Here is a 14,660-nt window from a genome sequence, read left to right as displayed (position 1 = left end):
AAAATAAAAATTATGAGCAAACTTAATGTAACAGGCAAAGAACTTAGGGCAATAGGATATCCGGAAGGCCCTGTGATTTCTGTTGCTATGAACGTAATGCAAAAAGCTTACAAACATAAAAGCAAGGAAGAAGCTTTTGATGTTTTAAAGAAAATCTTAGCTGCGCCGAAAGACTATGCAACTGACGAGACATTTGGCTCCATTGCACAGCAACTGATGCCGAAGCCTAAAGATGTAGCTGGCGCTGAAATATCTTTAAATCAAAATGGCATTCATTTCAATATTTTCGGACAGGAGCATATTGATGAAGGCGCTATGCACCAAATGTACCAGGCGGCGAAACTTCCTGTGGCTGTGGCTGGCGCATTAATGCCCGATGCACACAGCGGTTACGGATTGCCTATAGGTGGTGTATTAGCAACGGACAATGCTGTGATACCTTATGGAGTTGGCGTTGATATTGGTTGCAGAATGTGTTTGAGCATCTTTGATATCAATCCAAAGGAGTTGACCGACCGCGAATCATTTTTTGCGAGAGAATTGGGTGAAGCCACTTTGTTTGGAAGCGGCGCACAGTTTAATCAGGCTGCCAATGATGAAGTGATGGAGAATGAATTATTCTATCAAATACCATTGTTAAAAAAACTTCATGGTCGCACTTGGAAACAATTGGGAACATCCGGATCGGGTAACCATTTTGCGGAATTTGGATTAGTATCCATTCCCGAAAAAGATGACGTGCTGGGCATTGAAGCGGGAAATTATGTCGGCTTTCTTACACATTCCGGTTCTCGTGCCTTGGGTGCTAATATTGCCAATCATTTTACAAAACTGGCCATCGGTAAACGGCGTTTACCGCAGGAGGCCAAAAACCTTGCCTGGCTTGGATTAGATGAAGAAGAAGGTATGGAATACTGGCTGGCGATGAATCTGGCCGGCGATTATGCTTCTGCATGTCATCATGTTATTCATCATAAAATTGCAAAGCAGCTGGGACGCAGACCGGTTACGATGGTGGAGAATCATCACAATTTTGCTTGGAAAGAATTATTGGATGGCAAGGAAGTAATCGTGCATCGCAAGGGCGCTACGCCTGCAGGCAAAAATGTTTTAGGCATTATTCCAGGCAGCATGACTGCCGATGGATTTATTGTGAAAGGTAGAGGTGAAACAGCAGCGATCCATTCTGCATCGCATGGGGCCGGACGAAAAATGAGCCGTACACGCGCGATACAATCTGTAACCGACAAGCAATTTAGAGATGAACTGAATAAATTCGGAGTAAAACTAATGGGCGGCGGATTGGATGAATCGCCTTTTGCTTACAAGGACATCCATACCGTAATGCAAGCTCAAACAGCGTTGGTAGATGTTGTAGGGAAGTTTACCCCAAAAATTGTAAAAATGGATGGTGCAAGCCACCGTAGCTGGAAGAAAAAGAAAGATGAAATAGTGGGTGAATAATCGCTATTAGCATGCACAAAATACAAGAAGCCGAAACTTTATAGTTCCGGCTTCTTTGCTTTATATATGCGCGCGATTCGCTGCTCACATCCATCCGCCACCAAGCGCATGATATAAATTCACAAGACTCAACATTTGCTTTTTCTTTATTTCAACTAATTCAAACTTCGATTCCAATGCATCGCGCTGCGTCATCAATACTTCCATATAATCGGCTCGGGCAGATTTGAACAAATCATTTGAAATATCGATCGATCGTGTCAAAGCATCTACCTGACTGGATCTAAGGTCATAGCTCTTCTGCAAATTAGCAATACCCGACAATTGATTCGCTACTTCTGTATATGCATTCAATATGGTTCGTTCATAATTATATACTGCCTGTATTTGCCTTGCATTTGCATTACCATATTCTGCTTTGATCGCATTTCTATTAACCAGCGGAGCCACCAGATCACCTGCAAGAGAATATAATAACGACTCTGGTGTTTTGATCAGGTAAGCCGGGTTGAAGGCACGATAACCTACAGAAGCGGATAACCGGACAGAAGGATAGAACTGAGCCTTGGCAACTTTCACATCAAGCTTTGCAGCTTCAAGCTCTTGCTCAGCACGTCTTATATCAGGCCGATTCGCTAACAACTGTGCCGGTAATCCAGCTGATATTTGCTTAACTGCAGCGTTATTAAATGTCTCTGTTCTTCTTAAAACAGGTTGCGGATATCTTCCCAGCAAAAAATTAACCTTGTTCTCTGTCTCAGTAATTTGCTGTTGAATTTCATATTGCAAACTTCTTGTCTTAAGCACTTCAGCTTCAAATTTTTGTACTGCAAGCTCTGTAGCTCTTGCAGCTTCTTTTTGCAGCTTCACTATTTCTAACGCATTTGTTTGAATTGTGATATTCTGCTTCACAATGCTCAACTCGTTATCAAGCGCAAGCAATTCAAAATACGAATTGGCTATTTCTGAAATCAAATTCGTGACAACAAAATTTTTGCCTTCAACACTGGCCAAATACCTGTTAACAGCTGCTTTTTTGCATTATGTAATTTATGCCAGATGTCCAGTTCCCAATCTGCATAAACGCCTAAGGAGAAGTCCGGCACCGGCTCCGGCATTTCTCTACCTGGTTCTATTTCCGTTGTTGCTTCCATGGCGCCAATATTAGTATAACGACCTACTTTGTCAACACCAATACCACCTCCCACGTTTACAAAGGAAGATATTCACCTTTACGAATCCTGATATCGTTCCGGCTCATCTCTATTTCCTGCAACACGATATTTAACTCCTGATTATTTTTTAAAGCTGTATCAATTAAAGAGGCCAGGTAAGGGTCAGAGAAAAGATCTCTCCATTTTATTGATGTTGCATTTGTTGAATCTGTGTTGTTATTGTAAGCTGAAGGCGTGCTTTTGTTTTCCGTTCGGCTTACAAGCTCCGGAACTTTGCAGCCTGTATATCCCAGCGACAGACAAGCCATTGCAAGGATTATTGAAAATTTATTTTTCCGCATCATGATCATTGTTTTTGTTTATAGAATCTTCACCATTCTCAGTATTGTTATTTCTTTTTTTGAAAAGCTTAAACTTTCTTCTTTTCTTCTTTTGCATAAACTGTTCTGTCAACGGCACTTCATCTTCTTTCTGTATAAGATGACGGCCATCCGCCCATGAACCAAATATGTAATAAAGGCCAGGAACTACAATTACACCAAGTAGTGTTCCTAACAACATACCTCCAGCAGAAGAAGAACCTATCGTTCTGTTTCCAATAGCGCCGGGGCCCGTTGCTACTAACAGCGGCAGCAGTCCTGCAATAAATGCAAAGGAGGTCATCAATATTGGCCTGAAACGCACTCTGGCACCTTCAATTGCAGCGTCAAGAATAGATGAACCTTCCTGTCTTTTCTGAACAGCAAACTCCACAATCAATACTGCATTTTTACCAAGCAACCCAACCAACATCACCAATCCCACCTGTGCATAGATATCATTAGCGAGACCCATCATTTTGATAAGCAGCAAACCACCTAATATCCCAACCGGCAGCGAAAGAATTACAGCCAATGGAAGAATAAAACTTTCATACTGCGCAGCCAGAACGAGGTAAACAAAGACAAGAACGATGAGGAATATATATAAGGATTCATTGCCGCGCCCAACTTCATCTTTAGACAATCCCAGCCAGTCGATACCATAACCGCGCGGCAGCGTTTTTTCGGCTACTTCCTGTATGGCTTTAATAGCTTCGCCGCTGCTATAACCTGATGCTGGCGCACCGTTGATTGCAGATGATGTGTACATATTGTAACGAGTGATCTCATTAAGTCCTTGTGTTTTTTTGATCTTCATGAATGCTGAATAAGGCACCATTTCATCGCGATCATTCTTTATATATAATTTCAAAACATCATCAGGCAATTGCCTGGAACCTGGCTCTGCCTGAACATAGACTTTAAAGAAATTACCAAACCTGATAAAACCCTGTTCGTAAGTACTTCCTATCAATATAGATAAATTGTCCATTGCTTTACCGATCGAAACACCTTTCTGCATGGCGGCCTGGTTATCTATCTGAAGTTCATACTGCGGATAATTAGCCGCGAAAAAAGTGAACAACCCGGTTAGCTCCTTACGCTTCTTAAGCGCGGCCATAAATTCATCATTCACTTTTCCAAACGTTTTATAGTCTCCGGAGTTGGTCTTGTCTAAAAGGCGAAGAGAAAAACCTCCTGCAGCGCCGTATCCGGGTACTGCCGGTGGTTGAAAAAATTCAACGACAGCACCAGGGATCTTTTTACTTTTTCTTCAAGTTCTTCGATGATCTCTTGAGCGGAATGTTTGCGATCGGACCAACCTTTCAAATTAATCAAACAGGTTCCGGCGTTGGAACCCCGTCCTTCAGTCAACACTTCATAACCCGCGAGAGATGAAACAGACTGAACACCTTCGACTTCTTTTGTCAGTTTTTGTAATTCCCGTGCTATGTCGTTAGTACGTTCCAGCGTAGAGCCCGGAGGTGTTTGTATTATAGCATATACCATTCCCTGATCTTCGGCTGGAATGAAACCCGACGGCAACGACTCTGAAGTCAACCATATCCCCACACAAAAAGCAATCAACAATCCAAACGTTACCGTTCTGCGTCCTGCTATTCGGCGGAGCAGTTTTGCATATCTTCCGGTAAGCTTTTCGAACCAGTTGTTGAATGCATCGATCATCCTGTTCATAGGTGTTTTTTGCGAGGCTGACCGTGTGTATTTTTTAATATCATAGCACAAAGCACTGGTGTAAGTGTAAGTGCAACAACTCCTGATATAACAATGGAAGTTGCCATCGTTATAGAAAATTGACGATAAAAAATACCAACCGGCCCTGTCATAAATGAAACAGGAATGAATACTGCCGTCATCAATAATGTGATAGCGATAATAGCTCCGCTTATTTCCTGCAATACCTTCTTTACTGCTTTATAAGGCGATAAATGTTCTTCTGCCATTTTAGTATGCACGGCTTCCACAACAACGATTGCATTGTCAACCACTATACCAATGGCAAGTACCAGTGCAAAAAGCGTTATCAAATTAATGGTAAGCCCAAACATTTGCATAAAAATGAACGCGCCTATAAGAGATACAGGAACAGCCAACGTGGGAATTAATGTTGAACGCCAATCCCCAAGAAATATAAAAACCACGATGGCTACAAGAATGAAAGCTTCTGCCAACGTGTGTATCACTTTCTCGATAGAAGCATCAAGAAAGCTGGATACATCATAGCTGATCTGATAATCCATACCAGCCGGGAATGAACTTATTTTAAGTTCCTCAAGCTTCTCTTTTACTTCTTTAATTACATCGCTGGCGTTACTTCCATAAGTTTGCTTTAGCGTGATAGCGGCTGAAGGATGGCCATCCATATTAGAATAGATATCATAAAACTCGCTGCCTAATTCGATATCTGCAACATCTTTTAAATGCAATATTTCACCTTCAGCATTAGCGCGAACAATAATGTTTTCATATTGTTCAGGTTTGCTGTAACGGCCTTCGTACGTCAACACATATTCCAGGGATTGAGAACGTTTGCCAGAGCTCTGTCCTATACGACCTGGAGAGCCAATCACACTTTGCTCAGCTAACGCTTTCATAACTTCATCCGTAGAAACATTATAAGCACGCATCCTATCGGGCTTCAGCCATACACGCATGGCATATTGCCTGCTTCCTAAGATCTTTGCACTTCCCACTCCCTTTAATCGGCTAACTTCAGGTATAATGTTTACGCTGGCAAAGTTGTACAGGAACTTTTCATCAGCTTTAGGATCTTTACTGTATAAATTAACATACATCAGCATGTTGGGTGATGTATAACTAATCACCAATCCTTCGCGCTGCACTAATTCGGGCAACCTGCTTGTAACTTGCTCCACCCTATTCTTTACATTGACGACCGCCTGATTTGGATCTACATCAAGATCAAATACAACCTGTATGGTAGCCTCCCCGGCACTTGTTGCATCGGAAGTCATATACTTCATACCCGGCGCACCATTGATAGATTTTTCTAGTGGTATCAGTACTGAGTTAACCAATACATCTGCGCTGGCTCCGGGATATGCAATATTTACTACAACCATGGGCGGCGCAATAGAAGGGAATTGCGAAACCGGCAGTGTTTTTACTGCCAGCACACCCATAAAAATGATGACCAATGATAGAACTATTGCTAACACCGGCCTTTGTATAAATTTATTAAACATGTTATTTTAATTTTTTATTCGGTCGGTAATTTTAACGCAGTCATCACGGCATGTGGGTCTTTGTAATCATAAGATATTTTATCATCTTCCTTAACCTTACGTAATCCTTCCAGTAATATTTTATCACTTTCTGTCAGGCCCGATGTAACTACAAATAAGTCTTCCATTTCAGCACCAACAGTTATTTCTTTTGACTTTATCTGGCTGTTTTTATCAACCACATATACATACTTTTTGTCAAGCACTTCAAATGTGGCCTTCTGCGGTATGATGATGCCATCTTTTATCGGCTCTGTCATTCTTATATTTCCGGTTTCTCCATGCCGTAATAATCTGTCTGGATTAGGGAACGTGGCCCTGAAAGGGATATTCCCCGTCTCATTATCAAATTCAGCTTCTATGGTTTCAACAATACCCGTATTAGGGAATAACTGATTATTGGCCATTATCAACTTTACAACTGCTTTATCAGCCTTTTTATCAGCAGCAAAATTTAAATACTGGGCTTCGGGTACATTGAAGTAGACCCACATTTTGCTATTGTCAGATAAGGTAGTAAGCAATTCTCCTTCATCCAATAGGCTGCCAACTCTCACTCTAAAACGATCGATGATTCCATCGAAAGGTGCACGGATATTGGTAAAACCAAGATGTGTTTGCGCTAATAAAAGTTCTGCTTCTGCTTTTTTCAGTTTTGCACCTGCCAGCGCTAATTCATTTGCCGATACTATATTTTTATCGGCCAAAGACTTGGTGTTATCGTATTCTATATTAACCGCTTTCACTTCCGCCTGGGCTTTCTTCACTTCGGCTTCATATAGCTTAGGCATAATTCGAAAAAGAAGTTGTCCTTTTTTTACATGTTGTCCCTCATCTACAAAGCAACTCTGTAGGTATCCTTTTTCCAAAGCCCTTAGTTCGATATGATTAATAGAATGAATCTGACAGACATAATCTTTCGAAAATGTAGTGTCTGCTTTAAGCGGTGAGGTAACCACAAATTTAGTTTCGGCTTCTTTTTCCTCTTTGTGAGATGTGCAACTGGTATAGCACAACAGGGCCAGCAGACCCGGAAGCATGATCATTTTTTTCACGTGTATATATGTTTTGTAATTAAGGATCGGGTATTCCGATAGCTATAGAGGTACATGTTCAGACTTCGGCTTATTTGAAGTTGAGCAGGCTACTTTAGTAAAAAATAAAATATCCATCCCAATAATGTGGGAGTGTATTTCCAGCATAATATTTCTACAGAGAAATTGCAGAAACAATTACTAGAAGACATGGCAATGCCAGTTAGAAAAAGTATCAGATTCGAAAGACGCGATGGAGTATATATTTCTTTGATCGACTAAAAGAATAATTAACCGGTAAGAATAAATCACAATACAAATCGACGTACTTCGATACCGTTATGTGCAAAGGATTTGAATAAGCAGAACGCCATTTTTGAACTGAGACAAGTTTGTAATCATATTCCTCCACCTCAATGGCTCGAAGTTGTACTTGCCGGTTACCGTCAGGCTTTTCGGGAGTAAGCATAAAAATCCTTTTCCCGCTGCTATTGGTCGAAGCGAGCAAAACTCCATCACCAAGTAGAAGGGCTAAATAAAGCAGTAAGAAAAATCTGAAAAACCGTCTCATTTTCAAGTTCGCAAAACTATATAAGTTGATTAAAACTTGTATGTTAAAAAAAGAAAAATAGTATCAATACTTATAATTTATACTAAAGTAACATCTTATAAAAATTGGAGATCTATAAAATATAGGCATTCACCGAAGAAGATAAGGTGTTCATCGAAAATGATTGGATTGCCTTGTAAATGCGTGGTATTTTTACAACGGTTTAGAGGGCTAGAGTGGGCTTCAGGATCTTTCCAGGTCAGTGTTCGCCCCTCTTTTTTTATGCTTAAAAAAATCAATTATTTCTTTTTACAAGAAATAATATTACGATCAAACCATTGTTGAAATCATAATTATTGTATGGCTGTCATTGTCGCCCACATGAAAAATTTGGTGTAGGTTTGACGTCCATTATGAATTACAGAATCTTTCAAGACAAAAAAATTTCTGAAATAGGATTAGGTACCTGGCAATTGGGCAGTGCAGATTGGGGTGCGATTGAAGAAGAGCAAGCATTTTCCATACTTAGAACCTTTGTTGAAGCCGGCGGTAATTTTATTGATACTGCTGATGTTTACGGCATGGGCATCAGCGAAATGCTGATAGGACGTTTCTTAAAATCAATAAAGAAAGAAATTTATGTAGCAACGAAATTAGGAAGGCGGCATGATGGCAAGAATGGATGGCCCCAGAACTTCACCTATGATTCGATGAAAGCGCAAATTGAAAGCTCTTTAGAGAATTTGAAAATGCCTAGTTTGTTTCTGGAACAACTTCATTGCATTCCTACCGAAGAAATGCGTTCAGGAAATGTGTTTATACATTTAAGAAAATTTAAGGAACAAGGGCTTATCCAAAACTGGGGGCAAGCGTGGAGACAACAGAAGAAGCTTTGATCTGCCTTGAACAAGACGGCCTTGCATCCTTGCAGATCATCTTTAATCTTTTTCGTCAACATATTGCTGATGAAATTTTTGAGAAAGCGAAAGAGAAAAACATAGCAATTATTGTCAGGGTTCCATTAGCCAGTGGATTGTTGACCGGAAAGTTTAGTGAAAAAACCGTTTTCTCCGAAAAAGATCATCGCAATTACAATTCCAATGGCGAAGCTTTTAATGCAGGTGAAACGTTTTCAGGAATTGAATTTCAGCAGGGCATAAAATTATCAAAAGAAATAGCGGAATTGTTTCCTGATCAGAGAATGGCTCAATGGGCGTTGAGGTGGATTCTGGACCATCCTGCAGTAACCACCGTTATACCTGGTGCTTCAAAGATCGAACAGGTTGAAAGCAATGTAGCTGCTTCGGCTTTGCCACCACTACCTGAAGCTATTATGCAAAAACTCCGACACTTGTATGACAGCCAAATAAAATCTTCCATAAGAGGCCATTACTAATTAGTACTAATCTTAAATTGCAGAGGTCCATTTTTCTGCTCATTTTTTCCATTTACTTGCATTTGTCAGTTATATTTTGTAATTTAGGTCTAACTCTAACCGCAATGACAACAGGACTCAACTACGATCAAGTAATTAAATCTCTCACAAAATCAGAATCTGATGATTTCATTCAGCAAGTAATCATATTGCTGACGCTTGTACACGAAGAAATCAAAAAGACAACCTTCAACAAATCAGATTTTATTTTTACTCAATTTGATGAAGGGCATATTCTTGTAACGGGTGTTAAGAATTGAGTATTCAGATTTATAGCTTCTTACTTACTTTCGGCCGTTGTACTATTCCTTTTTTGCGAGGCGCTTGTTTAGGTTTTGGCATGAGGTTACTGATCATTGGAAATTGCTGCTCCCACATTTGATAGTATGCACCTTTTCGTTTAAGCAATTCCTCGTGCGTACCATCCTCCATAATTTCGCCCTTATTCATTACAAATATCTTATCCGCACTCATTACTGTACTTAACCGATGGGCGATGAGAATAATTGTTTTTCCCTGACCTCGAAGCTCATGAATAACCTGTTGAATGTTTTTCTCAGAAAATGAATCTAATGCAGCGGTTGCTTCATCTAATATTAATATTTCAGGTTCCTTGTAAAGAGCCCGTGCAATGGCTAAACGCTGTCTTTGACCGCCGGAAAGATTCACTCCGTTTTCGCCAAGGTATGTATCAAATCCATTAGGCAAAGATTCAACAAAATCAAGAATTCCGATCTGTTTGCAAATGGATAAGACCTTTCTCATGTCTGGCTCATAAACACCAACCGCTATATTTTCTATTACCGAACCAGCAAACAGATCAACCTGTTGCGGAACGACACTTACCAAAGTACGTATGCTTTCGCTTGTGATGTATTTAATATCAAGATCTCCAATGGATATACGGCCAGATTGCAATGGATAAATATTTTGTAATAGAGAAAGTAAAGTTGTTTTACCTGAACCACTTTCGCCAACAACAGCCGTTATATGTCCTTTTTGAAAAACCATATTCAGACCTTGAAAAACATTTACACGTGTACCATATCTAAAAAGACATCCTTAAATTCAATATTTCCAATCATATCTTTTTCCAGCGTGGTTTTGTTATGATCGCTTTCCGTTTCAAGATCCATAATCTCAAACAACCTGTCAGCCGCAATAAGTGCATCTTGCATAGTTTTGTTCATTCCGATCAAACTAACAACAGGCCCGGTAAAATATCCTAGCAGAGCATAAAAAGAAAGTAACTCGCCGGGAGATAAAGTTTTGTTCAGTACAAATGTTGAACCGACCCATAATAATATAACGGTGAATAACCCTGTGATAAGACTGCCGCCAGAGCTTATCCATAAAGAATTGGTTGCTGACACATAAATGTTACGAAGTAATTTTATAAATCTCCCTTCTGTTTTGACATTGGCATAAGATTCAAGCCCGAAGCGCTTGACAGTACCAACAGCGTTAACTGATTCTACCAACTGCGCTTCCAATTCAGCACTTGCCTCCATCACTTTCCGCTGTGTTTTTTATTAATTCTATTCGAAACAAAATAAACAATACCATACAACGGTATTACTGCAAGCATGATGAGGGCCAGTTTCCAATACGCGGTAAACATGAGCACGAAAGAAAAAATTACAATGAAAATATTCACAGCTAAGGCCACTAACACATCATTTATAAATACCCTGATCTTTACAGCGTCGTTCATTCGAGATATAATCTCACCCACACGCATGGTATCAAAAAATTGTTGAGGGAGCTTTAGTAAATGTTTGTAATAACCTAATATTAATCTGGCGTCAATATGCTGGCCAGTGCGTATGGTCAAGATGGTTCTTGTATAGTTAATGAACAATTGTACCAGTAAAATAAAGATCATAAGAATACTCATCAGGTTCAGCAAGTTCTGGTTCCCGTCAGGCAACACATAATCTATTATTTTCTGAAGATAAACGGAAGTGGATAACCCAAGTACAGTGTACACCGCAGCGCCCACCAAAATTTGTATTAAGATAGACCTGTGCGGCCGTAGCAGGTAAGCAAATCGGGCTATAACAGAAACCTTTTCACTCCCTTGTTTAAATTCTGGTACAGGTGCTAACAACATCAAAATGCCCGTCCATATTTTGCGGAAATCTTCCGGACTCATTATCTTCAAAGTCCCTTTTGCAGGGTCCATTACTTCTACGCCTTTTTCACTTACTCCGAAAATCACAACATAATGATGCAGCTTCTGATCAATAATAACATGTGCTATTGCAGGATAAGGAATACCTTCTAAGTTTTCATAAGCAGCTTTAACCGCTTTTGCCGAAAGGCCAATTTTTGAGCAGCTTCCAACATGCCCAACATGTTAGTGCCTTTTTGATCAGTAAAAGCCATTTGCCTGACCTTAGCGATGGGCAACTGAAGCCCAAAATAAGCGGCAACGGAAGTTAGGCAAGCCGCTCCGCAGTCAGTATAATCATGCTGCTTAATAATCGCACTTTTTTACGATTATATTGTGTAGATATGAAGGGTAAAAAGCCTAAGATCTTTTTATCTTCTGCATAAAAATACTTTCACCCCCTTTGCTGTTATTTTCCTGTCCTTTCTGCACACTACATTATTTATACTTATTAAATGTTTTTTTCTTTTATAATATTGGGATTGAGCCAGTCGTCTGTCTGATCATACAATAATTGATATAACGATCTTCTGGTTATACGGAACCTTGTCTGCAAAGCCATTCCTTTCTTTATGTATCCTTTATAGCCATTCCTTAGCTTCAGGTAATGTTGATTTAATGTACACCGCACTTTAAAATAAGGTTGCTCCGCGTCTGTATAAATATCACTTGAGATGGATTCTACTTTCCCTGTTAACATGCCCCAAACATTATAATCAAACGCATCAACCTGTATTCTAACAGGTGCGCCAAGTTTTATCAAACCAATATCTTTAGAAGGAATATATGCTTCCGCTATGAGCATTGAATCGGGTGATATTTCTCCTAATGATTGTGTCGCACTTATAAAACTCCCTTCCTGTATTTCGCTCAACCCCTGCACGGTGCCGCTTACCTGCGCTTTAATGGTGTACATATCTTTTCGCTCTTCCGCAATATTTACATTGGCACCAGATTCGATAAGTTGTCTTTCCAATGTCATCAAATCGGCTTGCCATTGACTTTGCTGCGCTTCCTTCACCAGCGCTACTTCACTCTCTACAGCCTTCATCTCATATTTATACCTGTCATACTCAGCCGCCGAAATGACCTTTCCTTTATACAATGTAGTATAACGGTTAAAATTCTTACGAGCCAGATCATACCGTAATTGAACATCGCTTAATTTTTGCCTGTATAAATTATATTGTTGTGCATAAACAGATGACTCAAGACCGCCTCCTGAACCACTTAAAAGTTTTCGCAGATCAGATACTTCAGCTGTCAATTTATCTTTCTCAGAACTCAATGCCAGGCCTCTTTCATCAATCGCTTTTGACCTTATTTTCATAATTACCTGGCCAGCCTCGACATGGCTGTTTTCCTTAACATATAAAGAATCAATCACTCCATCAAAAGCTGATCTGATATTAGCCCGCTCCTGTAAAGGCCTGATTATACCAACGCTTTTTACACTCACATCAACCCTGATGATAAACATAAGTATCACAAACAGGAAGAATACTCCTAAAACGATCAAGTACAATCTTCGACTCGTTGGATTATACGCGCTGAAATGCTTTTCAACGGTATAGTCAACAATCTCAATTGGAAATATTTTCGATTTAGGAATTTGCTCAGGCATTTTTTAGAATTAAATGGGCTTTACAAATACAGGCAAATAGCATACCTGTTTGTTATTATTAAGAAGGGATAGCCAAACTGGCTATCCCTGTATATTCATAAACTCAAAAGAGAAAGATTAGTCAAAAATGCCACCTAACATACTTCCAAGGCCAAATCCAATTTGTGTGCTTTCTGTGTTTCCATCTTCATCTGTATTGCTAATACCAATAGCGCCCTCTAATACTCCGGTAAGACCAAGGCTACCATCGCCCAATCCTAAAAGTCCGCCATTTACTGATTTCATTTCTTCTATGTTTAATTCTTGTAATTTCATAAAAATAGTTTTAAAATTAAATGCCTACTCTGTTTGAGGTTTTCAGCTTGTCCTCCTTAAAATAAATTGCCGGATAAACTTATATGTTAGTCAAACATACCACCCAATACGCTTCCTAAGTTGAAGCCTATTTGTGTACTTTCCGTGTTTCCATCTTCATCTGTATGGCTAATGCCAATACCGCCTTCTAATAAAGCGCCTAATCCAAATTGCCCGTCTCCTAATCCAAGAAGACCGCCATTTACATGTTGTAATTCTTCGTGTTGTAATTCTTGCAATTTCATAAAAAAGTTTTTAATGATGCCTACTCTGTTTAGAGGGTTTTCGGCAAGTTCCCTAATTGATATACGGCATCCATTTCAGAGCGGTTTTATTTTATGCTTCCTTAAACAATGAATTGTAACACAAAACAGAAAAATATAAAAATAAATTATGTTTTAGATTCTAAAAATCAGTGGTTTGTTAAGCCAATAATTAAAACCTTAAAAAATGTGAAGAAACATAATGATAATGTTATCAGAGTATATTAAGAGAGATATATTTTGAGCTAGGGACAAAGGAAAAGCCCCGTAGAAACTGGGGCTTTGCTTTGTTTAACCTGTACATGCAAAATTAAAATTTGTTATTTTCTTTATCCAATAAGCTGAATTGTATAATTTATACTTCTTTAAGTTATCTATTTTTCAACAATCGTAGGTTCATATCTCTATTAGTATAAACACTATGCCGAAGTTTTTAAATTTCGTTAAAGAACACTAAAAATGTGCGGCACTGTTCATCTACTAAGGCTAAAATCTATATCGCATTTTAATCTTTATTGCCAAGGCTTTGTACTTTATAACCAGCTGCCACTGATCTTATACGCTGTAATAGTGATGCTATTTCACCACGCCTGTCCTGAGAAAGATAATGGTGCAGATCAATTTCATTTGTAAAGTAAATATCAGAATCGACGATCTCGTTGGGCGTTCTGCCGGAAAAAACACGAATGTAAAGCAATAAAATGCCTCTCATTATTTTACTATCGCTATCGCCGGAATAATAGACTTTACCGTCCTTGTATTCAGCGTCAAGCCAAATTTTAGACTTTGTCAGCTTGATTAATTTTTCATTGGTTCGCTGAATTGAAGTAACTGTTGGAAGCAATGAGCCCAGGTTGGCCACGTGGCGAAAATACCTGAATTTGCTTTTAACCTGATCAACAATTGCTTCAAACTCATCGATGATCTTATCCTGTGCTTTGTTCAAATGCATAATAACAG

14 protein-coding genes and 2 pseudogenes are annotated in these 14,660 nt (G+C 39.3%); 4 read left to right on the top strand and 12 right to left on the bottom strand.

The features are described from left to right. The first annotated feature begins 12 nt into the window (after positions 1-12). Complete coding sequence (locus MKP09_RS24515; RefSeq protein ID WP_240833269.1) at positions 13-1,464, top strand: RtcB family protein; 1,452 nt, start codon at positions 13-15, stop codon at positions 1,462-1,464. An 84-nt stretch (positions 1,465-1,548) separates the two neighbouring features. Here MKP09_RS24515 and MKP09_RS24510 read toward each other — a convergent pair whose 3' ends face one another. The 6 genes and pseudogenes from MKP09_RS24510 to MKP09_RS24490 form a co-directional block, all read right to left on the bottom strand. Further along, complete coding sequence (locus MKP09_RS24510; RefSeq protein WP_240833267.1) at positions 1,549-2,439, bottom strand: TolC family protein; 891 nt, start codon at positions 2,437-2,439, stop codon at positions 1,549-1,551. Continuing rightward, positions 2,436-2,672 carry a hypothetical protein gene (locus tag MKP09_RS24505; protein ID WP_240833266.1) on the bottom strand — a complete coding sequence of 79 codons (237 nt, stop codon included), beginning with the start codon at positions 2,670-2,672 and terminating at the stop codon, positions 2,436-2,438. Before MKP09_RS24505 ends, MKP09_RS24510 begins: the two co-directional genes overlap by 4 nt. A gap of 2 nt (positions 2,673-2,674) precedes the next feature. Then, positions 2,675-2,983: an efflux transporter outer membrane subunit gene (locus tag MKP09_RS24500; protein ID WP_240833265.1), complete on the bottom strand. Its 309-nt coding sequence runs from the start codon at positions 2,981-2,983 to the stop codon at positions 2,675-2,677. After that, a pseudogene (locus tag MKP09_RS27135) lies at positions 2,967-4,687 on the bottom strand (efflux RND transporter permease subunit). The gene MKP09_RS24500 and the pseudogene MKP09_RS27135 overlap by 17 nt, the downstream one beginning before the upstream one ends. 5 nt (positions 4,688-4,692) lie before the next feature. Next, on the bottom strand, positions 4,693-6,228 hold the full coding sequence (locus tag MKP09_RS27130; RefSeq protein ID WP_262915612.1) for an efflux RND transporter permease subunit: 1,536 nt from the start codon (positions 6,226-6,228) through the stop codon (positions 4,693-4,695). A 14-nt stretch (positions 6,229-6,242) separates the two neighbouring features. Next, complete coding sequence (locus MKP09_RS24490; protein WP_240833384.1) at positions 6,243-7,313, bottom strand: efflux RND transporter periplasmic adaptor subunit; 1,071 nt, start codon at positions 7,311-7,313, stop codon at positions 6,243-6,245. A gap of 951 nt (positions 7,314-8,264) precedes the next feature. Here MKP09_RS24490 and MKP09_RS27125 point away from each other — a divergent pair. From MKP09_RS27125 to MKP09_RS24480, 3 genes are all read left to right on the top strand, one after another. Further along, the gene (locus MKP09_RS27125) at positions 8,265-8,747 is read left to right on the top strand and encodes an aldo/keto reductase (protein ID WP_262915611.1); all 483 of its coding nucleotides are present in this window, start codon (positions 8,265-8,267) and stop codon (positions 8,745-8,747) included. After that, the gene (locus MKP09_RS27120) at positions 8,723-9,247 is read left to right on the top strand and encodes an aldo/keto reductase (RefSeq protein ID WP_317235431.1); all 525 of its coding nucleotides are present in this window, start codon (positions 8,723-8,725) and stop codon (positions 9,245-9,247) included. Before MKP09_RS27125 ends, MKP09_RS27120 begins: the two co-directional genes overlap by 25 nt. A 104-nt stretch (positions 9,248-9,351) precedes the next feature. Further along, the gene (locus MKP09_RS24480) at positions 9,352-9,546 is read left to right on the top strand and encodes a hypothetical protein (protein WP_240833264.1); all 195 of its coding nucleotides are present in this window, start codon (positions 9,352-9,354) and stop codon (positions 9,544-9,546) included. A 10-nt stretch (positions 9,547-9,556) separates the two neighbouring features. Here the strand turns inward: MKP09_RS24480 and MKP09_RS24475 are convergent, their stop codons facing one another. From MKP09_RS24475 to MKP09_RS24450, 6 genes and pseudogenes are all read right to left on the bottom strand, one after another. Further along, complete coding sequence (locus MKP09_RS24475) at positions 9,557-10,297, bottom strand: ABC transporter ATP-binding protein (protein ID WP_240833263.1); 741 nt, start codon at positions 10,295-10,297, stop codon at positions 9,557-9,559. A 20-nt stretch (positions 10,298-10,317) separates the two neighbouring features. After that, positions 10,318-11,770, bottom strand: a pseudogene (locus tag MKP09_RS27705) (peptidase domain-containing ABC transporter). Between the two features lie 140 nt (positions 11,771-11,910). Next, positions 11,911-13,083 carry an HlyD family secretion protein gene (locus tag MKP09_RS24465; RefSeq protein ID WP_240833262.1) on the bottom strand — a complete coding sequence of 391 codons (1,173 nt, stop codon included), beginning with the start codon at positions 13,081-13,083 and terminating at the stop codon, positions 11,911-11,913. Positions 13,084-13,200: 117 nt separating this feature from the next. Continuing rightward, on the bottom strand, positions 13,201-13,398 hold the full coding sequence (locus tag MKP09_RS24460; protein WP_240833261.1) for a hypothetical protein: 198 nt from the start codon (positions 13,396-13,398) through the stop codon (positions 13,201-13,203). Between the two features lie 86 nt (positions 13,399-13,484). Continuing rightward, positions 13,485-13,682 carry a hypothetical protein gene (locus MKP09_RS24455; RefSeq protein WP_240833260.1) on the bottom strand — a complete coding sequence of 66 codons (198 nt, stop codon included), beginning with the start codon at positions 13,680-13,682 and terminating at the stop codon, positions 13,485-13,487. 523 nt (positions 13,683-14,205) lie between these two features. Continuing rightward, complete coding sequence (locus MKP09_RS24450) at positions 14,206-14,652, bottom strand: SufE family protein (RefSeq protein ID WP_240833259.1); 447 nt, start codon at positions 14,650-14,652, stop codon at positions 14,206-14,208. Between the last annotated feature and the right edge of the window lie 8 nt (positions 14,653-14,660).

The sequence above is a fragment of the Paraniabella ginsengisoli genome, assembly GCF_022513635.1.
Taxonomy (GTDB): Bacteria; Bacteroidota; Bacteroidia; order Chitinophagales; family Chitinophagaceae; genus Niabella; species Niabella ginsengisoli.
Note: the sequence above shows the minus strand (reverse complement) of the source record. Positions and strands in the feature narration are given on the sequence as shown.